The organism is Salinicola halimionae (assembly GCF_003206065.1).
GTDB lineage: Bacteria > Pseudomonadota > Gammaproteobacteria > Pseudomonadales > Halomonadaceae > Salinicola > Salinicola halimionae.
Genome location: NZ_PZJQ01000004.1, coordinates 1212379 through 1235088 on the forward strand (window position 1 = coordinate 1212379; position 22710 = coordinate 1235088).

Consider the following 22710-nt stretch of genomic DNA (forward strand, 5'->3'; position numbering starts at 1 on the left):
GCTTTATCGTTATTACGGCCGCGTCAGGAAGCCAGCTCGGAGCGTGTACCTTGTTCAGCGGTATCGTTGGGCTCTCTATCATCCGGGTCATAGGAGAGCACGGGCGATAGCCAGCGTTCCAGCTCTGCCAATGGCATCGGCTTGCGTCGAGCCAGATCCTCGACCTGATCGCGACCGATTTTGCCGGTAGAGAAATATTTCGAGGCCGGGTGGGCAAAATACCAACCCGAGACCGCCGCCGCCGGCCACATGGCGAAACTATCGGTCAAGGTGATACCGGTATGGTCGGTGGCGGAAAGCAGTCGGAACAGCGTGGCCTTTTCGGTGTGATCGGGGCAGGCCGGATAGCCGGGCGCCGGGCGAATGCCCTGATATTTCTCCGCGATCAAGGCATCGTTGTCGAGCGTCTCTTCCGGCACATAGCCCCAGAATTCCTTGCGCACGCGCTCGTGCAGACGCTCGGCGAGGGCTTCCGCCAGACGATCCGATAGCGCCTGGACCAGAATCGCGTTGTAGTCGTCGCCTGCCGCTTCGTAGCGTTTGGCCAGTTCGTCGGCGCCATGGCCGGATGTCACCGCGAATCCGCCTATCCAGTCGAGTTTATCGCTGGGCTCACCGTTCTCTCGATAGCGCGGCGCAATGAAGTCGGCCAGGCTGTGACAGATGCCGTCGCGGCCCTTGGTGCTTTGCTGGCGAATGTGGTGAAGCCGTTCGACCACGGTTTCACGGCTTTCGTCGGCATAGACCTCGATCACGTCGTCGTCGACGCTATTCGCGGGCCACAGACCGATCACCCCGCGCGCCTGAATGTGTCGCTCGTCGATCAACTTGCGCAGCATTGCCTGGGCATCGCGGAACAGATTGCTGGCGGCTTCACCGACCACTTCGTCGTCGAGGATTCGGGGATACTTGCCCGAGAGTTGCCAAGTCATGAAGAACGGCGTCCAGTCGATGAATTCGACCAGTTCGTCGAGATCGTAATCATCGAACACGGTGAGCCCGGGCTGGGTTGGCTTGACCGGCTCGAAGCGGTTCCAGTCGATCTTGAAGCGTCGCTCTTTGGCTGCCGCGTAGCTGATGTCCGAGGCCTTGGGGCGACGCTTGGCGTTGCGTTCGCGAACCTGGTCGTATTCTTGCCGGATATCAGCAAAGTAGCCCGGTTTCTGGGCGGGCGAGAGCAGACGGCTAGCGACGCCCACGGCACGGGACGCATCGCTGACGTAGATCACCGGCTCGTCGTACTGCGGCGCGATCTTGACGGCCGTGTGTGCTTTCGACGTGGTGGCACCGCCGATCAGGAGGGGCAGCTCGAAGCCCTGACGCTTCATCTCCTTGGCCACGTGGACCATTTCGTCGAGCGATGGCGTGATCAGGCCGGATAGGCCGATGATGTCGGCGTTCTCGTCGCGGGCGGTCTTGAGGATCTTTTCGGCGGGGACCATCACGCCAAGGTCGATCACATCGTAGTTGTTGCACTGCAATACCACGCCGACGATGTTCTTGCCGATGTCGTGAACGTCGCCCTTGACGGTCGCCATGATGATCTTGCCCTTGGACTGCACCTCTCCGGACTTTTCCGCCTCGATGTACGGGATGAGGTAGGCGACGGCCTGCTTCATCACGCGGGCGGACTTGACCACCTGGGGCAAAAACATCTTACCGGCACCGAACAGGTCGCCGACCACGTTCATGCCATCCATCAGCGGCCCTTCGATCACTTCGATCGGGCGCTCGGCGGCGGCTCTCGCTTCTTCGGCGTCGGCCTCGATATAAGCAGTGATGCCCTTGACCAGGGCATGTTCGATGCGCTTGTTGACCTCCCAGCTGCGCCACTCGAGATCTTCCTTCCGGGGCGCGCCGCTACCGTCACCACGGTACTGCTCGGCCACATCGAGCAATCGCTCGGTGCCGTCGTCGCGGCGATTAAGCACCACGTCCTCGACAGCCTCGCGCAGTGCGGTCGGCAGGTCGTCATAGACGGCGAGCTGGCCCGCATTGACGATGCCCATCGACATCCCTGCCTTGATCGCGTGATAGAGAAACACCGAGTGGATCGCTTCGCGCACCGCATTGTTGCCACGGAAGGAGAACGACACGTTGGAGACACCGCCCGAAATCATCGCGTGGGGCAGATTGCGATGGATCCACCGCGTAGCCTCGATGAAATCGACGGCGTAATTATTGTGTTCCTCGATCCCGGTGGCGATGGCAAAGATGTTGGGATCGAAAATGATGTCCTCGGCCGGAAAGCCGATGTCATCTACCAGCAGACGGTAGGCGCGCTCGCAAATCTCAGTCTTGCGTTCGAAGGTGTCCGCCTGACCCTGTTCGTCGAACGCCATGACCACGATCGCAGCCCCGTGGCGCCGGCACTCGTTAGCCTGATGGCGAAACGATGATTCGCCTTCCTTCAGCGAGATCGAGTTGACGATTGCCTTGCCCTGAATACATTTGAGGCCGGCCTCGATGATCGACCATTTCGAGGAGTCGACCATGATCGGTACGCGCGCGATGTCCGGCTCGCCGGCGATCAGGTTGAGGAAGCGCACCATCGCTTCCTCGGACTCTAGCATGCCCTCGTCCATGTTGATGTCGATCACCTGGGCACCGTTCTCGACCTGCTCCAGCGCGACTTCCAGTGCGGTGGTGTAGTCCTCTTCCTGGATCAGCCGTTTGAAGCGTGCCGAGCCGGTCACGTTGGTGCGTTCACCGACGTTGATGAACAGCGAGTCTGTCTCGATATTGAACGGCTCAAGACCGGAAAGCCGGCAGGCAGCAGGGCGCTCCGGTATCACCCGCGGTGCCACGCCCTCGACGACGCGCTTGAGCGCCGCGATATGCTCGGGTGTCGTACCGCAGCAGCCACCGATGACGTTGATCAGACCACTTTGGGCGAATTCACCCACGATCGCCGCCATCTCCTCGGCGGTTTGATCATACTCCCCGAATTCGTTGGGCAGGCCCGCATTGGGATGCGCGGAGACGAAGGTGTCGGCCTTGTTCGAAAGCTCTTCGAGATAGGGGCGCAGTTCCTCGGCACCCAGCGCGCAGTTCAATCCGACCGACAGCGGCTGGGCATGACGCACGGCATTCCAGAACGCTTCGGTGGTCTGGCCGGAAAGCGTGCGTCCGGAGGCGTCGGTAATGGTGCCGGAAATCATCACCGGCAGGCGTTCGCCGCGCGTCTCGAACAGCGCCTCGAGGGCATAGATCGCGGCCTTGGCGTTGAGCGTGTCGAAGATCGTCTCGATCAGGATCAGATCGGCGCCGCCTTCGATCAGGGCGGTAGCGGCTTCGATATAGTTATCGCGGAGTTGATCGAACGTCACGTTGCGCCGGGCGGGGTCGTTGACATCCGGTGACAGCGAAGCGGTGCGCGATGTGGGGCCCAGCACCCCGGCGACATAGCGCGGCACGCCACTTTCCTCGGCGACGGCGTCGCAGACTTCCCGTGCCAGCCGCGCCGCTTCGCGGTTGAGCTCGACGGTCAGCGACTCCATGCCGTAGTCCGACTGGGACAGCTGAGTGCTGTTGAAGGTGTTGGTTTCGACGATGTCGGCACCGGCTTCGAGATAGGCGCGATGGATCGATTCCACGATATCCGGTCGCGTCAGCGTCAGCAGGTCGTTGTTGCCCTTGAGCTCGCTGGGCCAATCAGCGAAGCGTCGGCCGCGAAAGTCCGCTTCCTCGAGGCGATAATCCTGAAGCATCGTTCCCATGCCGCCGTCGAGAATCACGATGCGCTCGCCCAGCGTCTTTCTCAGCGCCTGGTTCGACGAATCGGGCGAAAAGGCGGGGGTAATGGCAGTCATGGCGACGACACTCCAACAGCAGGGGGAACGGATCGCGTCCCGTCCGAGACGCCAAGGGGCCGCATGGTATCAGAAAGGCACGACTGGCGGGACGTTGGCGATAATCCAGCGATAAGCCTGACTAAATCACTCGGGATTGTTTTGGTGCCCGCTTTTTCCTACCATAATGAGACATCTCAAGCAGAGTTCGCAGTCTCATGAGCCAACCGATTCAGATTACCGAAAGCGGCCAGGAATATCTGGCCGATCTACTGGCCAAGCAGGGCGTCGACGACATTTCCGTGCGGGTCTTCATCACGCAACCCGGTACACCGTACGCCGAGACCTGTCTGGCTTATTGCCGTCCGGGAGAGGAAGAGCCGACCGACGAGCGGCTCGAGCTGGAAAGGTTCAGCGTCTATCTCGACAAGAATAGCGTGCCGTTTCTGGAAGAGGCCGTCGTCGATTTCAACCCGGATCGCATGGGTGGCCAGCTAACCATCAAGGCGCCCAACGCCAAGATGCCGAAGGTCAATGCCGACAGTCCGCTGGAGGATCAGGTGAATTACATCCTCTATAGCGAAATCAATCCGGGGCTGGCGTCGCATGGCGGCGAGATTCGATTGATCCAGCTGACCGAAGAGCAAATCGCCGTCCTGCAGTTCGGCGGTGGTTGCCAGGGCTGTGCGGCGGTCGATCTGACCCTCAAGGAAGGGGTCGAGAAGACGCTGATGGAGCGCATCCCCGAGCTGGCCGGCATTCGCGACGTGACCGATCATACCGATACGACCAACGCATACTACTGATCGGCCAAGGGGTAGTGATGACCAGCGCTTTAGTGGTCACCAACGCCTGTGGGTGTGCTCGTCGAGCGGGTCCCCGCCTCGCCAATCTCGTTTCAGCCTCGCGGCTGCATTCAGCTTTGACCGCCGCGGCCGATACGCTTAATTAGCGTCGAGCTTTCAAGCTCGACAGGGTATCGCTGCGGAGACATGCGAATGCGTTCGACAGCAATAGGGCGGGCGAGCCGCCACTTCATGGCCTGCCTCTCGATGTTCTGGGTAGGCTTCGCCTGGGCCGGCGCGCCGATCGTGATCGGCACCGGCGATGCTTCCGGCATCTACCTCCCGGTGGGTCAGGCCATCTGTCGTGCCTACCAACAATCCACCGACTCGGCCTGTAGGGCGCTATCGACCGGAGGTTCGCTCTACAACGCCAACGGCGTGCGCAACGGCGACTTCGATTTCGGAATCGTTCAATCGGACATTCAGTACGCGGCTCTGGAGGGCACCGCCCAGTTCTATGACAGCGGTCCCAGTCCCGACCTGAGAGCACTGTTCTCATTGCACGCGGAGGCTTTCACGGTCGTCGCCACGTCGCCCCAGATCCGTCAGTTCGACGACCTGAAAGGGAAACGAGTCAATGTCGGCAATCCCGGGTCCGGCCATCGAGCCACGCTGGACGCGCTATTGAAGGTCAAGGGTGAGACGGAGGGGGTCTTCACTTTGGCCAGCGAATTGAAACCGGAGGACATGACCCGGGTGATGTGCAGCGGCAAACTGGATGCGTTCTTCTACGTCGTGGGTCACCCCTCGAAGGCGATCGATAACGCCACTCAGCGTTGCGGCGCGCATCTGGTCAACGTGTCGGGGCCGGACGTCGCTGCCTTGATTGCCGAAACGCCGTATTACAGCGTCACCGTGATTCCCGGTGGCACCTACGCCAACACGCCGAACGACACGACGACCTTCGGTGTCAGGGCGACGCTAATGACGCGGGCGGATGTGAGCGAAGAGAGCGTCTATCAGCTGGTCAAGTCGGTGTTCGAAAACATGGATGCCTTCCGCCATTCGCACCCATCACTGGCGAGATTGACGCCAACGGGTATGATCGATAATGGCTTGACCGCGCCCCTGCATCCCGGGGCGCGGCGTTATTATGAAGAAGTGGGGCTGCTGCCGTCTGAAGCCGACTGACCGGTGCCCGGCACATCAGCTCGCCGTGGGCGGTAGAGCAGCACGAGACAGTCGATCGTGAAGCTCGCGATTGGCCGCACGTAAATTCTTGAGCTCGCTTTCCAGGCGCTGGCGTTCCTGCTGCATCGATTTGACTCGGTCGTCACTGACGCGTTTTCCACTTTCAGCCTGTTCCATATGCACCTTGTCGGCGCGCAAAGACTCCTGGAGTTGACCGTACTGACGTCGCTGCTCCGAGAGGTCCTGCTGTAGGCGCTCGCAGCGTTGATCCAGTGAAGCCAGACGCTGTTCGTACTGCTTCTCCTGTTTCAAACGCTCCTGGCGTGCATCCTCCAGTAACCCCATGAGGCGAGTCTCGGCGGACTCATGACGTTTTTCTTCCTGAGCGAGCTTGGTCTGGTTTGCCTGGTGCTGCTTGGCCACCGCTTCGCGATGCTGTTTCTCGGCCTGCTCCAGGCTTGATTGGTGGCGCTGGCAGGTCTGCTCGAGCTGGAGAATACGTTTCTGCTGCTGACTTTGGGTTGACTGAACGGATTGCAGCTCGGCCTGGAGGTGGGCGGCTTCAGTCGTCTTGTTCTCGAGCCGTTCCTGAACGCGCAGCATGTGGTCATTGAGCGCCTGCAGCCGTTGCTCGGCATTTTCACTCTGACGCTGTGCCTGATGGCTGATTTCATCGGCTTCACGAATCTGCTCGTCGGCCTCTTTGCGATAGACCGCCAGCTTCTCGTAGGCTGCCTGCTGGGCCTTGTCCCAGATATCCGCAACCCAGGTGTCGAGTCCTTCAGGGCGCTCAAGGTTGCGAGGAATGGACTGTACTGATGAATCGCCGCTCTGACGTAGCCGCCATTCGCGAAGATGGTCGCTGATCGTGGTGTAGCTGCCCGTGCCGAGGAGCTCGCGGATTTTCTGGACGCTGACCGTTTCGCCACGCTGTTGCAGCGTGTCGATGGCGCGGCAGACGTCGTCATAACGAATACCATTACGTGCCATGTCGAATTCCCTTGCGTTGCTGATAATGCGGGAGCTTCTGATGGCTCCTGAGAGACAGCATAGGCGATTTACGTAAGCTGTATACGTAAAAATCACTATGTAATGAAAGAGGGTCCATCTATGGGGATTCGGTCGTCCAAGCCTTATAATGATGACATTCATCACAGGAGGCGCCATGAGTATCAGAGAGGCCCAGGCCGAATTGCGAGACGAATTTTCGATGTTCGATAACTGGATGGATCGTTATCAGTACATCATCGATATGGGGCGCCAGCTTCCGGAATATCCCGACGCAGACAAGATTTCGGCTTACAAGATCGAAGGCTGCCAATCCAACGTATGGCTGCGATCCACGCAAGAGGCAGGTCGATTGGGTTTCCGGGCGACTTCGGACGCGGCCATCGTCAGCGGTCTGATCGCCATCCTGATGCGGATCTATAACGATCGCGAACCCCAGGAGATTCTCGATGGCGAACCCGAATTTCTGGCCGAGTTAGGGCTAGACAAGCACTTGTCTCCGACTCGCAGCAATGGCCTGCACGCCATGATCGAACGGATCTACACGATCGCGCGGGAAGCGAGACTCGATCAAAAGCTCCACTGAGATCGCCCGTCAGCGGCGCTCATGCATCATGATCGGCCTTGTCACGACTCGTCTTGTCACATCCGGTGGTGTCGTTACCAGTGCCGTTGCTGGGTTGGCAGCGACAGTTCTTGGGTTCGGGAACAGGGTCGACACCGCCGACATGAAACGGGTGGCATTTCGAAAGTCGGCGGATCGTCAGCCAGCCGCCGCGCCAAGGACCATGTAGGCGGATGGCTTCCAGTGCGTAACTGGAACAAGTAGGCCAGAAGCGACAGCGCGGGCCGAGCAGGGGGCTGATCGCGTAGCGGTAGATCTGTATCAGCACGGTCAGCAGCCAGGTGGCGAGCTTGGCGATCACGGCGAGTCTCAGCGTTTCCCGGCGTAGAGTTGATCCGGAGACATCAACGGTTCGCGGTCGATTTCTGCGGAGGAAGGCGACAGCCTGAGATAGAAGCAACTGCGCCGGCCGGTATGGCATGCCGGGCCGGACTGTTCAACCTGGAGCAGCAGGGTGTCGCCGTCGCAGTCGAATCGCGCCTCGACGAGGTGCTGTTGCTGGCCCGAAGTCTCACCCTTGCGCCAGAACGCCTGGCGCGAACGAGACCAGTAGCAGACCCGTCCAGTGCTCAATGTTTCTTCCAGCGCTGCACGATTCATCCAGGCCATCATCAGGACTTCGCCACTATCATGCTGCTGCGCGATGGCAGGTATCAGACCGTCGTCGTTCCATTTGGCGGCCGACAGCAAATCTTCCATCGCCACCTGAGCGCCTGGCGGCAGGTTTTCGAGATCGTGAAAAAGTCCGGACATGAAATTTTCCGTTGAGCGTGTTCGGTCGTCGCGCAATCAGGCTTTTTCGAGGCAGGCGTCACAGGCACCGAGCAGTTCGATGGTCTGGCGCTGGATCGTGAATCCGCGTTCGCGGGCCGTGCGGGATAGCATTTCTCCCACGGCTTCCTGGTGCAGCTCTTCGACGCGGCCGCAGTGACGACAGATCAGCAGCTGAAATCGATGTACATGCTCTGGGCATGGACAGGCGATATAGGCGTTGAGTGACTCGATGCGATGAACCAGGCCTTGCTCGATCAAAAAATCCAGGGCGCGATAGACCGTCGGCGGTCTGGCTGCGGCATGTTCGTCCGAAAGGCGATCGAGCAGATCGTAGGCTTTGAGGCCGCCGGGCGTTCCGGAGATCATCTCCAGCACGCGTCGGCGAATCGGCGTGAATCGAACGCCGCGTTCCTGACACTGTTGGTCCGCCTGCTTGAGGAGTACATCCGAATCGTGCATCGATATTCCCGGGCAAGTATCGAGAGCGGCATATTCTACGCGCTAGCGTCGACGGGAGCCACCGGAGGCCTAAGAAGTGGCGCTGGTTATTCAGCTCTTTAGGTGCAGCATCGGATAGTGCTCGTAACGACCGCAGCCCGTTTTCACGATCGGATCCTGTGCGGTGAGTGTTTCGATCAGCTCACCGTCTGCAATTCGATAGAGTGAGACGCCGTAGCCGCCGGAGGGGTCCATGACTGGCCCGTGGGCGACGATTAATCCTTCTTCGAGTAAGCGATCGAGAAAGTCGCCGTGCCGGCGCATTAGCTCTTGCTCTTCATCCGTCATGGTCTCAAGGAAGTCGGCGCGTGGCGGAATGTACTTGCAGAGATAGCATGGCATTGGAAAAGCCTCCTGTGGGGAGAAAGGGTTCGAGGCTGAAAATTCCAGTCTCAGCGAGACAGGAGGACAATGCTCACGACGGCAAAGCCAATTCCAGCGATCTTGCGCACGGTGATTGGCTCGTGGAGAAACACGAAGCCCAATATCGATGCACCGACGATGAACATGCCGTAAATCGGCACAACGGCACTGGCCGGACCCAGCGACAGTGCCTTGAATAACGACGACACGGCAACGGTAAGCGCGATACCGGTAGCATAGGCGAACAGCGCACTACTGCTGACGAGGTCTCTCGGCTCAAGCTGTTGCAGGTCGCCGCGCATATAGATAATGACAATGACGGAAACCATGGTAATGATGCAGGCGATTGCCAAGACCACAAAGCTGGAAAACTGTCCGCTGCGCGTGGCCAGCTTGACCAGTATCGTGGTGAACGAGTAACCGACCATCCCCAGTAAAGCCCAGGATAAATAGTTCATGTTCCACCCACTTGAGCCGTTTTCGGCGTTTTTACGCCCTGAACTTCGGTTTCGAGGAATCATCTTTCGTTCGGCCTCAGCCGTCGATCTTTGCCTGAGAGTAAATGCCGGGTGGCCCTGTCCCTGCCGAGAGACCTGAGTAGCCTCGGATACCAGCAAGCCAGTGGAGGCACGTTGGTCGTAACACTCAGCGATCCTTTCTCCGGGTACGAAACATTCTGAGACCGCATGAAAATGCGGGGCGACCGCATTGGCCAATCGAGCCGGCGCCGTTGTGTTGAGTACGATAAGCCAGGTGACATCTTCGGCTGTCGATGGTTGAGTCATCCCGCAGACGCTGTTCGACGACACGGATATCGTCGGGTCGAGTCAGATCGGCTCTGATGATATCGATGCCTACGCCATACGCCTCAAGCAGGTTGGCTCCCAGGACATTCATTTTGACGTCGTTGCGTACGACGAGGACGAGATCGTGACCTCGGCGGGCAAACCGATCGGTATGAGTCGCCCCGGTGCCACAGGAGGCGCCGGTCATCAGAATTGACGGAAGCGAACTCATGGTTTGCCTCTCATACCGATGATGGCTTGAATTTATTCATGATTGACGTCATGTTTAATGGCGATAATATGACCGTCATCATCTAAGCGTCAACCAGAACGTCGAGAAAGGAATATCAATGAGAGTCAGCCGTGCCCAGATGGAGGAAAACCATTGCGCCATCCTTGATGCCGCGAGCCGTCTGTTCCGTGATCGAGGCTTCGAGGCTGTGAGCGTGTCGGAAGTGATGAAGGCTGCGGGATTCACTCATGGCGGGTTTTATGGGCATTTTCGTTCCAAGGATGACTTGGTGGCGCAGGCGCTGTCTCATGCACTCGAGGTGCATCCACTGGCGCCGCAGTCGCCGGATTCGAGTTCGCTCGATCTCGACGCCATCATTGATCGCTATCTGTCGCCCCGGCATCGCGACAATGCCGCCGGGGGCTGTCCGACCGCCTGTCTCGCCGCTGAAACGCGCCACCAGCCGCTAGCCGCCAAGCGGGCACTGACCGAAGGCTTGCGTCATCAGCTCGAGAGTCTGGGTCAGGCCTCGCCGGAAGCCGAGGCCGAAGATAAACGCCGAGCGGCGATGGGCCGTTGGTCGGCGATGGTAGGGGCGGTGATTCTCGCACGCGCGGTGGATGACCCTGCGTTGTCTGACGACATCCTGGAGCAGACCCGCGAATGGCTTCATCAGGATCTTCATCAGAGCCTGCCTCAGAGTCTCTTTCAGGTTCTGCCGTCTGAAACCGACACCTGACGCAAGAGTGACGCTGAAACCCTCGCGTCACTCTCCGTCTTGAGTCGTTATCTGTCTTGAAATCCCCATCAGCCGCTGGAGGGATGGATCATGAAGTACACCACATTTGGCAAGACTGGCCTTCGGGTCTCGCAACTGGCGCTGGGTACCGGCAACTTTGGGACCGGTTGGGGGCATGGCGCTGAAGTCGGCGAGAGCAAGGCGGTGTTCAATGCTTATGCCGAGGCGGGTGGGAATTTCATCGATACGGCGGACGTCTACCAGTTCGGTCAGTCCGAGGAAATTTTGGGCTCTCTTTTGCAGGGCCGGCGTGAAGAATTCGTGCTCGCGACCAAGTACACCAACGGCGCCACACCGAATGCCGATCGCCTCGTCACCGGTAACAGCCGCAAGGCGATGGTAGCGTCGGTGAAAGCGAGCTTGAAGCGGCTCAAGACGGACCGGATCGATCTTTATTGGGTACATCATCCGGATGGCGTGACGCCATCAGAAGAGATTGTGCGCGGCTTCGAAGATCTGGCCAGAGCCGGTAAGATCCTTTATGCCGGGCTATCGAACTTTCCGGCGTGGCGCCTTGCGCGTGCGGTGACACTTGCCGAGTTGAATCACCTCGTCCCGATCGCTGGCGCGCAATTCGAGCACAGTCTTGTTCATCGTGATCCTGAGGCCGATCTTTTTCCGGCCTCTAGAGCGTTGGGCTTGGGCATGGTGACCTGGTCACCGTTGGGTGGTGGGGCAAATATCGTCAGGGCGAGACAGGGCGCGCCGAAGGGTTAGGTGGAAAGGTCTTTCAGGCTGAAGACTCACCACAGCGAACGCAAGTGCTTGATACCGTGCTTTCCATCGCCGATGAGCTTGGCGCGAGTGCCGATCAAGTTGCGATCGCCTGGGCCGGATCTCACGGCGCAGTGCCGATGATTGGCCCGCGTTCGACGGCGCAGCTCGCCGGCAATCTCGGTGCGATTACCCTTGAGCTCTCAACTGAGCAGATCCAGAAACTGGATAGCGATAGTGGCTCTGGCATCCGCAGCCCCATATCTTGGGTCAACGATGAGCAGGCGAAAGTGATCGCCTAATTCTAAGCTGAATCGCTTCTGGCGAGGACTGGTCACGTTGGCTGCTCGGAAAACGCCTCCCAAGCAAGCTACGCAGGGTTGGCAGTGGAGCACAGTCGTTTGAATGCATGAGAGCCGTGCCCGAACGGTTGCTTCTTGGATTGCTGGCTGACTTGCTGCAATGGTATTTAGCTACTGCGGGTTAGAATTCAGTGGGAAGCACACGAAATCATCTTTGAGTAAAGGAATGTTTTCATGTCACAGCAAAAATGTCCTAAGCACGTTGAGTGTGTCGCACAGCGAATTTAACATAATAAATATTATGCGAAGTATGGCCTGTGATTGGTATTCTAGCTTGGCGCTTACCCCAAGGATTTCCAGTTCACGAAGAACGGGCCTGAATTCACGAAAACATCTCGGGTCAGTGTGGAGTTGCGCTACGCTGAGTTGAAACAGTAAAAACTGAATCACGATGGTCTGCGACATATCGCCACACTGAAGGCGTGTTTTCTGTCATCGTCTGATCAAATGCCAATTTTTCGGTACAATACCGACCGCGAAATCCCTACTTCGTTGGCGACGTCCGATGCTCGGTACGCCACTGTGCGTCGTGTCAGAGTTGTCAGCCCTGGCTAGCAGCGTATGATGCAGGCCGCTAACCGATTGTTGCAGGGCCGAAAAGCTTTCCTCCACTGGGGTCGTGAGATGAGAAAAAGGAACTCCCTCAAGTATTTGAGTGTGATGACGTGGCTAGCCGCGCCATTATTGTTGAGTGGTTGTGGATCCGCTTTGATGGACCCCACCGGCCAGGTTGGCCAGGGTCTGAAATCGCTGATCATTACAGCCTTTGGCTTGATGCTGATCGTGGTAATCCCGGTCATCGTGATGACCATCCTGTTTGCGTGGAAATATCGCGGGACCAATCTCGCGGCCAAATACACGCCAAATTGGGAACACTCGAACATCATCGAGGTCTTTGTTTGGGCAATTCCGTGCGTCATCATCTTTTTCCTCGCCGTTCTGACATGGCAGACGTCGCACACCTTCGACCCGCACAAGCCTATCGCCAGTGAAGACGAAACCATGACGATCGATGCGATTTCGCTCGATTGGAAATGGCTGTTCGTCTATCCGGAAGAAGGCATCGCGACGGTCAACGAGCTCGCTATCCCCGTGGATACGCCGGTTCATTTCCGTGTGACCTCGGGCACCGTCATGAATTCGTTCATGGTTCCCACCCTGGGTAGCCAGATTTACGCCATGGCCGGTATGGCCAACGACGTCTATCTGGAAGGCAATGAGACAGGCACCTTCCGCGGTCGTTCGACCCATTACAGCGGTGAAGGCTTCTCGGAAATGCTGTTCGACACCCACGTGACGTCGGATGCAGATTTCCAGGCATGGGTCGACAAGGTCAAGCAGTCCCCGGAAACCATGACGTTCCCGGATGACTACGACAAGTTGGCCAAGCCTTCGATTGCTAATCCAGTGGAATACTTTTCGCAGGTTTCGCCAGATTTCTATGGCGATCTGATCAAAAGTTACAAAGCGGGTCATGGTGGTACAGACAGCCATGACGAGCACAACGAAGCACGGGAGTCTTCAATGCCCATGAGTGCGCAGGCAGCGGAGTAACGTCATGTTCGGAAAACTCAGCTTAGATTCGATTCCATTCCATGAGCCGATCATCATGGTCACCGTGGCGGCCATCGCCCTCGGTGGTGCCATTGTGGTCGGCCTCATTACCTACTATCGCAAATGGGCTTATCTGTGGACCGATTGGGTGACGTCCATCGATCACAAGAAGATCGGCGTGATGTACTTCCTCGTCGCGCTGGTCATGCTCGTCCGCGGTTTTGCCGACGCCATCATGATGCGGACCCAGCAGGCCCTTGCGGCCGGTGGTGCCGAAGGGTACTTGCCACCCCACCACTTCGATCAGATATTCACCGCTCACGGTGTCATCATGATCTTCTTCGTTGCCATGCCCATGGTCATCGGCCTGATGAACCTGGTGGTCCCGTTGCAGATCGGTGCCCGCGACGTGGCCTTCCCGTTCATGAACAACCTGAGTTTCTGGCTGTTTGCGGTGGGCATGATTCTGGTCAACCTTTCGCTATTCATTGGTGAATTCGCCAAGACCGGGTGGCTGGCTTACGCTCCATTATCGGAACTCAGATACAGTCCGGACGTCGGGGTCGATTACTGGATATGGGCATTACAGCTCTCGGGGATCGGGACGACGCTGACGGGGATCAACTTCTTCGTCACCATCCTGAAAATGCGCACCAAGGGAATGACCCTTTTCCGCATGCCGATCTTCACCTGGACGGCTTTCTGCACCAACGTCCTGATCATTCTGTCGTTCCCGATCCTGACCGTCACCATCGCCCTGCTGACCCTGGATCGTTATCTGGGCATGCACTTCTTCACCAATGACATGGGCGGCAGCCAGATGATGTACGTCAACCTCATCTGGGCCTGGGGGCATCCCGAAGTCTACATCCTGATTCTGCCGGCATTCGGCGTCTTCTCCGAAGTCATCGCGACCTTCACCAAGAAGCGCCTGTTCGGCTACAAGACGATGGTCTGGGCGACAGCCGCCATTACCGTGCTCTCCTTCATCGTATGGCTGCACCACTTCTTCACCATGGGTGCGGGTGCCAACGTCAATGCCTTCTTCGGCATCATGACGATGATCATTGCGATCCCGACGGGCGTGAAGATCTTCAACTGGCTGTTCACCATGTACCGCGGGCGCATTCAGTTCACGACACCGGTACTCTGGACCATTGGCTTCATCATCACCTTTACGCTAGGCGGAATGACTGGCGTCATGCTGGCCGTGCCGGGTGCCAACTTCGTGCTTCACAACAGCCTGTTCGTCATCGCACACTTCCACAACGTCATCATTGGCGGCGTGGTGTTCGGAATGATGGCAGGCTTCACATACTGGTTCCCGAAAGCATTCGGCTTCACGCTCAGCGAAAAATGGGGCAAGCGCTCCTTCTGGTGCTGGCTGATCGGCTTCTACGTCGCGTTCATGCCGCTGTACGCGCTTAGCTTCTTCGGTGCCATGCGCCGCATGCAGTCTTACGAGCAGTCCGAATGGCAGCCGCTGATGATCGTTGCCTGGTTCGGTGCCGTGATCATCGCTTGCGGTATCGCTTGTATCGTCATCCAGCTCGTCGTGAGTATCCGTGATCGCGACAAGAACCGTGATCTGACTGGCGATCCGTGGGATGCCCGTACGCTGGAGTGGTCCACGTCCTCTCCGCCCCCGAACTACAACTTCGCCTATCTGCCCGATGTCGCGTCCATCGACAGCTACTGGGAGATGAAGCAGCAGCCGGGTGGCTTCAAACGGGAACTGGCGACCAAGTTCGAGGACATTCACATGCCCAAGAACACGGCCGAAGGTCCGATCATGTCGCTGTTCGCCCTGTTCTTCGGTTTTGCGCTGATCTGGCACATCTGGTGGCTGGTAGGCTTGGGTGCGATCGGCATGTTCGTGACGTTCATGTTCCGTATCTTCAATAACGATACCGACTACCACGTCAGCGCTGCCGAGGTCGAAAAGACCGAGCGTGAATACCACAAACGGTTGGAGATGCAGGCTTAATCATGGCAACCGACACAATCAAGCAGCACGACGCTCATGCCCACGACGGGCATGAGCACCACGACGCGGGTGCAATGAAGGTCTTCGGGTTCTGGATCTACCTGATGAGCGACCTTGTGATCTTCGGCACTCTATTCGCCACTTTCGGCGTGCTGGCCACGGCGACTGCCGGCGGTCCGACGTCCCAGGAAATCTTCGAACTGCCCTTCGTGCTGGTCGAAACCTTCCTGCTGTTGATCAGTAGTTTCACGTTCGGTCTGGCGGTGCTGGCTCAGAATGCCGGTGACCGCGGTGCCGTGCTGAAGTGGCTGGCAGTAACCTTCCTGCTGGGCGCGGGCTTCATCTCGATGGAAATCTACGAGTTCCATCATTTGATTGCTGAAGGTGCCGGTCCGGACCGCAGCGCGTTCCTGTCGGCGTTCTTTACCTTGGTGGGGACCCACGGCCTGCACGTGACGTTCGGTCTGATCTGGATCGCGATCATGTTTTTTCAGATTTCCAAGCGTGGACTCGATAGCGTGACCATGCCGCGCATGTTGTGCCTCAGCCTTTTCTGGCACTTCCTGGACATCGTCTGGATCTGCGTCTTCTCCTTCGTCTATCTGATAGGAGCCATGTGACATGAGCGATATTCACACTTCGCACGACGGCGCCAGTCACGGCAGCTACAAGTCCTACATCATTGGGCTCGTGCTCTCGATCGTGTTGACGCTGATTTCGTTCGGCGTCGTCATGACCGGCAGTTTCGGCATTCCGACGATGATGATCACGGTGGTGGTTACGGCCATCATCCAGGTACTCGTGCAGTTGGTTCTCTTCATGCACTTGAATACCAAGTCCGAAGGCGGCTGGAACGTGCTTTCCTTCGTCTTCACGGCTGGCATTCTGGTGCTGATCATTGGTGGTTCGCTATGGATCATGCACAACATCCACATCAACATGATGCTGGGCTAAGCCCGCAAATGGCCTTGAAGCCTTATTTGCTGCTGACCAAGCCCGGTATCATCTTCGGCAATCTCGTGACGGTCATCGGCGGCTATTTTCTGGCCGCCGATGACCGTTTCGAACTGTGGTTGTTCCTGGCAACGGTACTTGGCACCTCGCTGGTGGTCGCGTCCGGTTGCGTTTTCAATAACGTGATCGACCGCGATATCGACGGCCACATGGCACGCACCCAGTCCCGTGCCATGGTGACAGGCGAGATCTCGATTCCGATCGCCCTGCTACTTGGCTGCTTGTCAGGTATCTTCGGCTTCGGTTTGCTGGCATGGATGACGACGCCTTTAGCCACTGGTTTCGCGGCATTCGGCTTTGCCATCTATGTGGGTGCCTACAGTCTTTATCTCAAACGTCACTCGGTCTACAGCACGCTGATCGGCAGTTTGTCCGGGGCTTCGCCGCCGGTGATCGGCTACTGTGCGGTAACGGGAACGTTCGATCTGGGTGCCCTGCTGTTGCTGATCATCTTCAGCATGTGGCAGATGCCTCATTCCTATGCGATCGCCATCTTCCGTTTCGATGACTACGCTTCGGCGTCGATACCGGTGCTACCGGTAAAATGTGGCATCGCAGTGGCCAAGCGTCATATCGTGATCTACACGGTGCTGTTCGTGATCGCCTCGGTCATGCTGTCGGTTGCCGGTTATACCGGCTGGGCCTACGCCATCGTCGCCACGGCGGTAGGTCTCTACTGGCTCAGCATCACGCTCAAAGGGTATCGCACCACCAATGATGCCGCCTGGGCCCGCAAGGTCTTTGGCATCTCGATCATGGTGGTGACGACGTTGAGCGTCATGATGTCTGTAGATAGTCGCTTGCCGATCACCGAGCCTCTGGTCTCACTCGCGTTGGGTTGATCAGCGTCTCGAACAAAAAAAGACCGCCGAGGCGGTCTTTTTTTATGTCGGCATCAAGAGATCGGTATCAAGAGAACTACCGATTCTTTAATGCCCTACTTTGTGCGGAAATACCGGTTCAATCGTCCGCCGGTGCGTAGGAACCATCTTCACGATGGATCTCGCGACCGGTCAATGCCGGGCTGAAGACGCAGGCGACGGTCATGCCCTTCTCCTTGCCGCGCAGCCAATGCTCGTCGTGCTGGTCCAGCAGGTACATGTCGCCTGCCTTGATGGTATGAATCTTGCCATCGGCGATGGTTTCGACTTCCCCTTCACCCTCGTAGCAGAATACCGCTTCGATGTGATTCTTGTAGTGAATGTGGGTTTCCGTGCCCGGATGAATTCGGGTGATGTTGAACGAAAAGCCACAATTGTCATCGGCCAGCATCAAGCGGGTGCTGTCCCAGTTGCCGTTCTCGGCTTCGACGAAACGGTCAGTTTTTCGGCATTCGGCGAGATTACGTACAATCATCGATATCAACTCCTAAGGAATATATGAAATGAATGATACAGGGAGTGGAAAGCGGCCCGAGGGGCCGCTTTCTCGAGTCAACGTCGCGTTCAGGCCAGAGATTCTCTAACGCTGCGCTCCAGAATGTCCAGACCTTCGAGCAGGTCTTCATCGCTGATCACCAGCGGGCAGAGGCACTTGACGACTTGACCACCCTGGCCGGCAGTTTCGATGATCAAGCCGTTTTCGAAAGCCTTGGCGGTGATCTTGTCCGCAATGTCCCCTTCACGTACGTCGATGCCACGCATCAACCCGCGGCCGCGCTCGCTTGCCGGATAGCCCATCTCGGTCAGCGAAGCGGCGATTCTGGCAAAGCGCTCCTGGACGATGCGACCCTTGCGCTGCACCTCGAGCTCGAACTGGTCGTCGCTCCAGAAATGCTTGAGCGCGGCAGTAGCCGTCACGAAGGCCATGTTAAAGCCGCGGAAGGTGCCGTTGTATTGGCCCGGCTTCCATTGGTCCAACTCGGGGCGCATCAGGACATGTGCAAACGGCAGGCCGTAGGCAGACAGTGATTTCGAGTTGGTCACGATATCGGGCACGATGTTGGCATGCTCGAAGCTGAAGAACTTGCCGGTACGACCACAGCCCGCCTGAATGTCATCGACGATCAGCAGGATATCGTGCGCGCGGCAAATGCCTTCGAGGCGTTTCAGCCAATCCAGACCGGCGGGATTGATACCCCCCTCGCCCTGCACCGTCTCGACAATGACGCCGGCTGGCACATCAAGTCCGCCAGATTTGTCGCCCAGCAGTTTCTCGAAATAGTCGAGCGTGTCGACGCCTTCGCCGAGGTAGCCGTCGAACGGCAGGAAGCTGGCCCCCTGAGTGGGAATGCCCCCGGTGGCCTCGCGGAACTTGCGGTTACCGGTCGTCGCCAGCGCGCCCATGGTCACGCCATGGAAACCGTTGGTGAAAGTGACGATATTGTGGCGTCCCTTGGCAACCCGGGCCAGGCGAATGGCCGCTTCGGTGGCGTTGGTGCCGGTCGGCCCGGGCAGATGAACCTTGTAGTCCAGTCCACGCGGCTTGAAGATCAATTCTTCCAGCGTCTCGAGATAGTCACGTTTGGCGGTCGACCACATGTCCAGCCCATGAACGATGCCGTTGGACGTGATGTACTCGACCAACGCTTCCTGCAGCTTCGGATGATTGTGACCGTAATTGAGGGTGCCGGCGCCAGCGAGAAAATCGATGTATTCGCGGCCGTCTTCATCGGTCAGGCGAGCGCCCTGTGCCTTGGTAAAGACGACGGGAAACGAGCGAGAATAAGTCCGAACTTCTGATTCCATGCGTTCGAATATCTGAGTCTGCATACAACCTCCTCAGTGGATGGATATCGATAGTGGAGTGATTGACTTGGGAAAGTCGCAGTGAATGCGTAAACGATCGGGCGGAAAAGCCGAGCGAGAAAACGGCCCACGACGTTAGATCCGTCAGCCCTGGATGCGCTGCGGGTCGAACGGACCGATCCGGACGAGATTTTCCGGGTCGTGCTCACCGCCCAATTGATCAGTCGAGAAATATTCGCGGCTGATGAGCGGCGCCTGCCAGCGATCGGCAAGCCGTCGAAACAAGCCCCAGGAGGCCTGGTTATCTGGCGTGATCGTGGTCTCCAGGTGGTTCAACCCGGAGAGCTCCGCCCGCGTCAGCACGGCCTCCACCAGGCGTCGCGCCAAGCCTGTCCCCCGGGCCTTCTCGCCCACGGCTACCTGCCATAGAAAATAGATGTCAGGCGCTGCCGCCTTGACGTAACCGGAGACGAATCCGACGATTTCACCATCTTCCGTGGTTGCGACGGCGCAACTGTCTCGAAACTGTGTCGCCAACAGCAAGTAGGCATAGCCGGAATTGACATCGAGCGGTGGACACGCCTTGACCAACTCGTAGATCCCCCAACCGTCTTCTGTGGTGGGCTTACGAATGAAGAGTGGCATGTCAGGCTTGCCGACGACGGCGTCGGCCACGGTAGGCCTTGCCAAATCTGCCGAAGGCGTAAATGCCGGGTTGGGGTTGGTCATCGTCACGGTCGCTATGGCGAATTTAGGATTCAGAATAACAGTGAGTCAGCCAACCTTCAAACGACAGGTTATTTAGCCGCGCATATTCAATAAATAATATTTATATGCAGCCGGGCTTGCGACTGCCTCGATACCCGAAGTCTAGACGACGAGCGAAGGTCCGTGAGGAAAAGTAGTCGGGGAAATCCCGGGAAGCGATGAGGTACGGGGCTTCGATGTAGCAACGACGTCAAGAGAGTGGGCTTGTGGCGACCAGCCGCCGTTGTTGCATGACTGGGGCCTGCCGATTGACGAAATGCGATGAGGCGAAGCAATAGCCGCCCTGCCGGGCGGCCATTTTGACGTTCAGCGCTCGGCAATGATCAGCGACGCGTCACGCTACGCATGGTGACGAACTCTTCAGCGGCAGTAGGATGAATGCCCACCGTGGCATCGAAATCCGCCTTGGTCAGTTGGGCACGCACGGCAATCGCGATTCCCTGGATCGTCTCGCCCGCGTCGTCGCCCACCATATGAGCACCGACGACACGATCGCTTTCGTCATCGACCACCAGCTTCATCAGGCAACGCTCGTCGCTACCGGACAGCGTGTGCTTCATCGGGCGAAAATCCGCACTGTAGATGCGCACTGCCTTGAAACGCTCCCGTGCTTCTTCTTCGGAAAGGCCGACGGTGCCGATGTTGGGATGGCAGAACACGGCCGTCGCGATGTTCTGATAGTCGAGCGGTGCTGGCGTCTTGCCGCCCTCGTTCTGGGTGAAGTGGTGCTGGACCAGATGCATTGCCTCGGCGAGCGCAACCGGGGTCAATTCGGGGCCGCCGGTCACGTCACCCAGGGCGAGAATCGACGGCACGGAGGATTCGTAGCGGTCGTTGACCTTAAGGGTGCCATCAGTGTTGAGCTCGACGCCCAGCGCCTCCAGGCCGAGTCCTTCCAGGTGGGGTCGACGGCCGGTGGCGGCGAGTACAGCATCCACTTCGAACTGCTCGCCGCTGGTCAACGTCACTTCGAGTCCGCTCTCTACCTTGCGAATGCGCTCGATGTTGGTCTTGAAATGCAGATTGACCCCTTTCTTGGCCATTTCGTCGCGGGTGAACTCTCGTACTTCCCGATCAAATCCACGCAGGAACAGCTCACCGCGGTAGATCAGGCTCGTGTCCGCGCCGAGACCGTTGAAGATGCTGGCGAACTCGACGGCGATGTAGCCACCACCCAGCACCAGGAAGCGCTTGGGAAAGCTGTCGAGATCGAATACTTGGTTGGAGTTGATAGTGTGTTCACTGCCCTCGAACTCGGGCGTCCAGGGCCAGCCGCCCACCGCCACCAGTATCTTCTCGGCGGTGATGCGATCGCCGTTGATCTCGACTGCATTAGCATCGACCACCTTGGCACGACCGTTGATCAGCGTGACGCCGGCGCCATCCAGCAATCGACTGTAGATGCCGTTGAGGCGCTTGATCTCCTCGATCTTGTTGTCGCGAAGTGTCGCCCAGTCAAACGCCGGTGCCTGCGGGATCGTCCAGCCGAATCCAGCGCTGTCCTCGAACGCGTCATGATAATGCGCCGCGTAGGAGTAGAGTTTCTTCGGCACGCAGCCCACGTTGACGCAGGTACCGCCGAGATAGCGGTCCTCGGCGACCGCGACTCTGGCGCCCGTCGCTGCCGCCGTTCGCGCGGCCCGCACACCGCCGGAACCGGCTCCTATCACGAAAAGGTCGTAATCGTAATTCGCCACAATGAAACTCCTTGAAGCAAGATCTTGGGAACAGAATGCCGCGATGATACCAGCCTCGGTGCACTGTCGAAAAAGACCGTGCCTATCGGGGTGATATAAAAAAAGCTTTGGGGATAGGGTGCTAGCGTCGGCGATGCCATCGGGCCCGCTGACCCACTCCTTCACCACTCCTTCACCACGCTTTCGCCACGCCTTCGAAAATCCCGTCGGATAGCCTAGAATCATCGCTTTGCCGGCGCGACAAGACGTCCGTCGATTCACGTATCTCAGGGTGCTGCCATGAGCGATATCAACACGCTACTCGAACAGAATCGACGCTGGGCCGACGGGGTTCAGCAGCGAGATCCGAACTTCTTCGCGCAGCTTTCTCAGCAGCAGAATCCCGACTATCTCTGGATCGGCTGCTCCGACAGCCGCGTGCCTGCCAATCAGATCGTCGATCTGCCGCCCGGCGAAGTGTTCGTTCACCGCAACGTCGCCAACCTGATCTATCACAACGACATGAACGCGCTGTCGGTCGTCCAGTTCGCCGTCGACGTGCTCAAGGTCAAGCACATCATGGTCGTTGGACACTATGGCTGTGGCGGGGTCAAGGCGGCGATCACCGGGGGAGAACACGGCATCGTCGACTACTGGCTCAACAGCATCAGCGAGCTCTATCAGCAGCATCGCCCCACCCTCGAGTCGCTGCCCCTGGAAGAGCAGATCGATCGGATGTGCGAACACAACGTTCGCCTCCAGGTGGCCAACCTGTGTCGGACCAAGATCATTCAGCGCGCCTGGGAGCGCAATCAGCCATTGTCGGTGCATGGCTGGGTCTACGGCCTCACCGATGGGCGCGTCAACGATCTCGGCTGCACGGTATCGCGCGCCGACGAGATGGGCGCCATCCGAATTCAGCCGACGTTCCCCGCCGAAAGCTGATCTCCCCTTCGCGTCTCGTCCTGTCAGCGCACGCCGATCATCGGCTGACGGGACGCTCGTCATTCACGGGTTGAATGCCGCGTTGCGCGATTTCGATTGGGCCCGTTGAACATCTATCAGTAAGGTAGTGGGATAACGGGCCTGCACAGCGG

General features: G+C 58.2%; 23 protein-coding genes. 12 read left to right on the plus strand and 11 right to left on the minus strand.

Annotated elements, in window-relative coordinates; translation table 11 throughout:
- Positions 1 to 23 precede the first annotated feature (23 nt).
- Entirely contained in the window at positions 24 to 3812 is a 3789-nt protein-coding gene (gene metH / locus DOM27_RS11305; RefSeq protein WP_110656082.1) for a methionine synthase, read from the minus strand.
- A 197-nt stretch (positions 3813 to 4009) separates the two neighbouring features.
- On the opposite strand from metH, the gene nfuA reads away from it, so the two are divergent.
- Together nfuA and DOM27_RS11315 are read left to right on the plus strand one after the other, a co-directional pair.
- On the plus strand, positions 4010 to 4597 hold the full coding sequence (nfuA, locus tag DOM27_RS11310) for a Fe-S biogenesis protein NfuA (RefSeq protein ID WP_110656083.1): 588 nt from the start codon (positions 4010 to 4012) through the stop codon (positions 4595 to 4597).
- Between the two features lie 192 nt (positions 4598 to 4789).
- The gene (locus tag DOM27_RS11315) at positions 4790 to 5767 is read left to right on the plus strand and encodes a TAXI family TRAP transporter solute-binding subunit (RefSeq protein WP_110656084.1); all 978 of its coding nucleotides are present in this window, start codon (positions 4790 to 4792) and stop codon (positions 5765 to 5767) included.
- 15 nt (positions 5768 to 5782) lie between these two features.
- Here DOM27_RS11315 and DOM27_RS11320 read toward each other — a convergent pair whose 3' ends face one another.
- A complete protein-coding gene (locus tag DOM27_RS11320; RefSeq protein WP_157956757.1) occupies positions 5783 to 6757 on the minus strand; it encodes a DNA-binding protein in 975 nt (324 codons plus the stop codon).
- A 175-nt stretch (positions 6758 to 6932) separates the two neighbouring features.
- Here DOM27_RS11320 and DOM27_RS11325 point away from each other — a divergent pair, with 175 nt between their 5' ends.
- Positions 6933 to 7361 carry a SufE family protein gene (locus DOM27_RS11325; protein ID WP_110656086.1) on the plus strand — a complete coding sequence of 143 codons (429 nt, stop codon included), beginning with the start codon at positions 6933 to 6935 and terminating at the stop codon, positions 7359 to 7361.
- A 19-nt stretch (positions 7362 to 7380) separates the two neighbouring features.
- Here DOM27_RS11325 and yidD read toward each other — a convergent pair whose 3' ends face one another.
- From yidD to DOM27_RS17895, 5 genes are all read right to left on the minus strand, one after another.
- Positions 7381 to 7701 (minus strand): membrane protein insertion efficiency factor YidD, encoded by a 321-nt coding sequence (gene yidD, locus DOM27_RS11330; RefSeq protein WP_245392682.1) that lies wholly within the window; start codon positions 7699 to 7701, stop codon positions 7381 to 7383.
- Between the two features lie 8 nt (positions 7702 to 7709).
- Entirely contained in the window at positions 7710 to 8153 is a 444-nt protein-coding gene (hisI, locus tag DOM27_RS11335) for a phosphoribosyl-AMP cyclohydrolase (protein ID WP_110656088.1), read from the minus strand.
- Positions 8154 to 8189: 36 nt separating this feature from the next.
- The gene (locus DOM27_RS11340; protein ID WP_075562293.1) at positions 8190 to 8633 is read right to left on the minus strand and encodes a transcriptional repressor; all 444 of its coding nucleotides are present in this window, start codon (positions 8631 to 8633) and stop codon (positions 8190 to 8192) included.
- Positions 8634 to 8723: 90 nt separating this feature from the next.
- A complete protein-coding gene (locus DOM27_RS11345; protein WP_110656089.1) occupies positions 8724 to 9014 on the minus strand; it encodes a YciI family protein in 291 nt (96 codons plus the stop codon).
- Positions 9015 to 9064: 50 nt separating this feature from the next.
- A complete protein-coding gene (locus tag DOM27_RS17895; RefSeq protein ID WP_157956758.1) occupies positions 9065 to 9493 on the minus strand; it encodes an EamA family transporter in 429 nt (142 codons plus the stop codon).
- 677 nt (positions 9494 to 10170) lie between these two features.
- Here DOM27_RS17895 and DOM27_RS11355 point away from each other — a divergent pair.
- The 8 genes from DOM27_RS11355 to cyoE all read left to right on the plus strand — a co-directional run bounded on the left by DOM27_RS11355 (position 10171) and on the right by cyoE (position 17324).
- Positions 10171 to 10791, plus strand: a complete 621-nt coding sequence (locus DOM27_RS11355; RefSeq protein ID WP_110656091.1) for a TetR/AcrR family transcriptional regulator — start codon at positions 10171 to 10173, stop codon at positions 10789 to 10791.
- 90 nt (positions 10792 to 10881) lie between these two features.
- The gene (locus DOM27_RS11360; RefSeq protein WP_223162322.1) at positions 10882 to 11568 is read left to right on the plus strand and encodes an aldo/keto reductase; all 687 of its coding nucleotides are present in this window, start codon (positions 10882 to 10884) and stop codon (positions 11566 to 11568) included.
- A gap of 44 nt (positions 11569 to 11612) precedes the next feature.
- Positions 11613 to 11867: an aldo/keto reductase gene (locus tag DOM27_RS18215; RefSeq protein ID WP_223162323.1), complete on the plus strand. Its 255-nt coding sequence runs from the start codon at positions 11613 to 11615 to the stop codon at positions 11865 to 11867.
- Between the two features lie 621 nt (positions 11868 to 12488).
- On the plus strand, positions 12489 to 13481 hold the full coding sequence (gene cyoA / locus DOM27_RS11370; RefSeq protein ID WP_342588614.1) for a ubiquinol oxidase subunit II: 993 nt from the start codon (positions 12489 to 12491) through the stop codon (positions 13479 to 13481).
- 4 nt (positions 13482 to 13485) lie between these two features.
- The gene (gene cyoB / locus DOM27_RS11375; RefSeq protein ID WP_110656094.1) at positions 13486 to 15468 is read left to right on the plus strand and encodes a cytochrome o ubiquinol oxidase subunit I; all 1983 of its coding nucleotides are present in this window, start codon (positions 13486 to 13488) and stop codon (positions 15466 to 15468) included.
- A gap of 2 nt (positions 15469 to 15470) precedes the next feature.
- On the plus strand, positions 15471 to 16088 hold the full coding sequence (gene cyoC, locus DOM27_RS11380) for a cytochrome o ubiquinol oxidase subunit III (RefSeq protein ID WP_110656095.1): 618 nt from the start codon (positions 15471 to 15473) through the stop codon (positions 16086 to 16088).
- A gap of 1 nt (position 16089) precedes the next feature.
- A complete protein-coding gene (cyoD, locus tag DOM27_RS11385) occupies positions 16090 to 16422 on the plus strand; it encodes a cytochrome o ubiquinol oxidase subunit IV (RefSeq protein ID WP_110656096.1) in 333 nt (110 codons plus the stop codon).
- A gap of 8 nt (positions 16423 to 16430) precedes the next feature.
- Positions 16431 to 17324, plus strand: a complete 894-nt coding sequence (gene cyoE / locus DOM27_RS11390) for a heme o synthase (protein ID WP_110656097.1) — start codon at positions 16431 to 16433, stop codon at positions 17322 to 17324.
- A 118-nt stretch (positions 17325 to 17442) separates the two neighbouring features.
- Here the strand turns inward: cyoE and DOM27_RS11395 are convergent, their stop codons facing one another.
- From DOM27_RS11395 to gorA, 4 genes are all read right to left on the minus strand, one after another.
- On the minus strand, positions 17443 to 17838 hold the full coding sequence (locus tag DOM27_RS11395; RefSeq protein WP_110656098.1) for an ectoine synthase: 396 nt from the start codon (positions 17836 to 17838) through the stop codon (positions 17443 to 17445).
- An 89-nt stretch (positions 17839 to 17927) separates the two neighbouring features.
- Positions 17928 to 19193: a diaminobutyrate--2-oxoglutarate transaminase gene (gene ectB, locus DOM27_RS11400; RefSeq protein WP_110656099.1), complete on the minus strand. Its 1266-nt coding sequence runs from the start codon at positions 19191 to 19193 to the stop codon at positions 17928 to 17930.
- A 120-nt stretch (positions 19194 to 19313) separates the two neighbouring features.
- Positions 19314 to 19898, minus strand: coding sequence for a diaminobutyrate acetyltransferase (gene ectA, locus DOM27_RS11405; RefSeq protein ID WP_110656100.1), 585 nt, complete (start codon positions 19896 to 19898; stop codon positions 19314 to 19316).
- Between the two features lie 362 nt (positions 19899 to 20260).
- Positions 20261 to 21634, minus strand: a complete 1374-nt coding sequence (gorA, locus tag DOM27_RS11410) for a glutathione-disulfide reductase (RefSeq protein ID WP_110656101.1) — start codon at positions 21632 to 21634, stop codon at positions 20261 to 20263.
- A 279-nt stretch (positions 21635 to 21913) separates the two neighbouring features.
- Between gorA and can the strand changes: the two genes are divergently transcribed.
- A complete protein-coding gene (can, locus tag DOM27_RS11415; RefSeq protein ID WP_075562283.1) occupies positions 21914 to 22558 on the plus strand; it encodes a carbonate dehydratase in 645 nt (214 codons plus the stop codon).
- Positions 22559 to 22710: the final 152 nt, after the last annotated feature.

Bases quoted from the DNA above. Each gene is read 5' to 3' on its own strand.
- metH (WP_110656082.1), bottom strand. From the start codon at position 3,812: ATGACTGCCATTACCCCCGCCTTTTCGCCCGATTCGTCGAACCAGGCG.
- nfuA (WP_110656083.1), top strand. From the start codon at position 4,010: ATGAGCCAACCGATTCAGATTACCGAAAGCGGCCAGGAATATCTGGCC.
- DOM27_RS11315 (WP_110656084.1), top strand. From the start codon at position 4,790: ATGCGTTCGACAGCAATAGGGCGGGCGAGCCGCCACTTCATGGCCTGC.
- DOM27_RS11320 (WP_157956757.1), bottom strand. From the start codon at position 6,757: ATGGCACGTAATGGTATTCGTTATGACGACGTCTGCCGCGCCATCGAC.
- DOM27_RS11325 (WP_110656086.1), top strand. From the start codon at position 6,933: ATGAGTATCAGAGAGGCCCAGGCCGAATTGCGAGACGAATTTTCGATG.
- hisI (WP_110656088.1), bottom strand. From the start codon at position 8,153: ATGTCCGGACTTTTTCACGATCTCGAAAACCTGCCGCCAGGCGCTCAG.
- DOM27_RS11340 (WP_075562293.1), bottom strand. From the start codon at position 8,633: ATGCACGATTCGGATGTACTCCTCAAGCAGGCGGACCAACAGTGTCAG.
- DOM27_RS11345 (WP_110656089.1), bottom strand. From the start codon at position 9,014: ATGCCATGCTATCTCTGCAAGTACATTCCGCCACGCGCCGACTTCCTT.
- DOM27_RS17895 (WP_157956758.1), bottom strand. From the start codon at position 9,493: ATGAACTATTTATCCTGGGCTTTACTGGGGATGGTCGGTTACTCGTTC.
- DOM27_RS11355 (WP_110656091.1), top strand. From the start codon at position 10,171: ATGAGAGTCAGCCGTGCCCAGATGGAGGAAAACCATTGCGCCATCCTT.
- DOM27_RS11360 (WP_223162322.1), top strand. From the start codon at position 10,882: ATGAAGTACACCACATTTGGCAAGACTGGCCTTCGGGTCTCGCAACTG.
- cyoA (WP_342588614.1), top strand. From the start codon at position 12,489: ATGATGCAGGCCGCTAACCGATTGTTGCAGGGCCGAAAAGCTTTCCTC.
- cyoB (WP_110656094.1), top strand. From the start codon at position 13,486: ATGTTCGGAAAACTCAGCTTAGATTCGATTCCATTCCATGAGCCGATC.
- cyoC (WP_110656095.1), top strand. From the start codon at position 15,471: ATGGCAACCGACACAATCAAGCAGCACGACGCTCATGCCCACGACGGG.
- cyoD (WP_110656096.1), top strand. From the start codon at position 16,090: ATGAGCGATATTCACACTTCGCACGACGGCGCCAGTCACGGCAGCTAC.
- cyoE (WP_110656097.1), top strand. From the start codon at position 16,431: ATGGCCTTGAAGCCTTATTTGCTGCTGACCAAGCCCGGTATCATCTTC.
- DOM27_RS11395 (WP_110656098.1), bottom strand. From the start codon at position 17,838: ATGATTGTACGTAATCTCGCCGAATGCCGAAAAACTGACCGTTTCGTC.
- ectB (WP_110656099.1), bottom strand. From the start codon at position 19,193: ATGCAGACTCAGATATTCGAACGCATGGAATCAGAAGTTCGGACTTAT.
- ectA (WP_110656100.1), bottom strand. From the start codon at position 19,898: ATGACCAACCCCAACCCGGCATTTACGCCTTCGGCAGATTTGGCAAGG.
- can (WP_075562283.1), top strand. From the start codon at position 21,914: ATGAGCGATATCAACACGCTACTCGAACAGAATCGACGCTGGGCCGAC.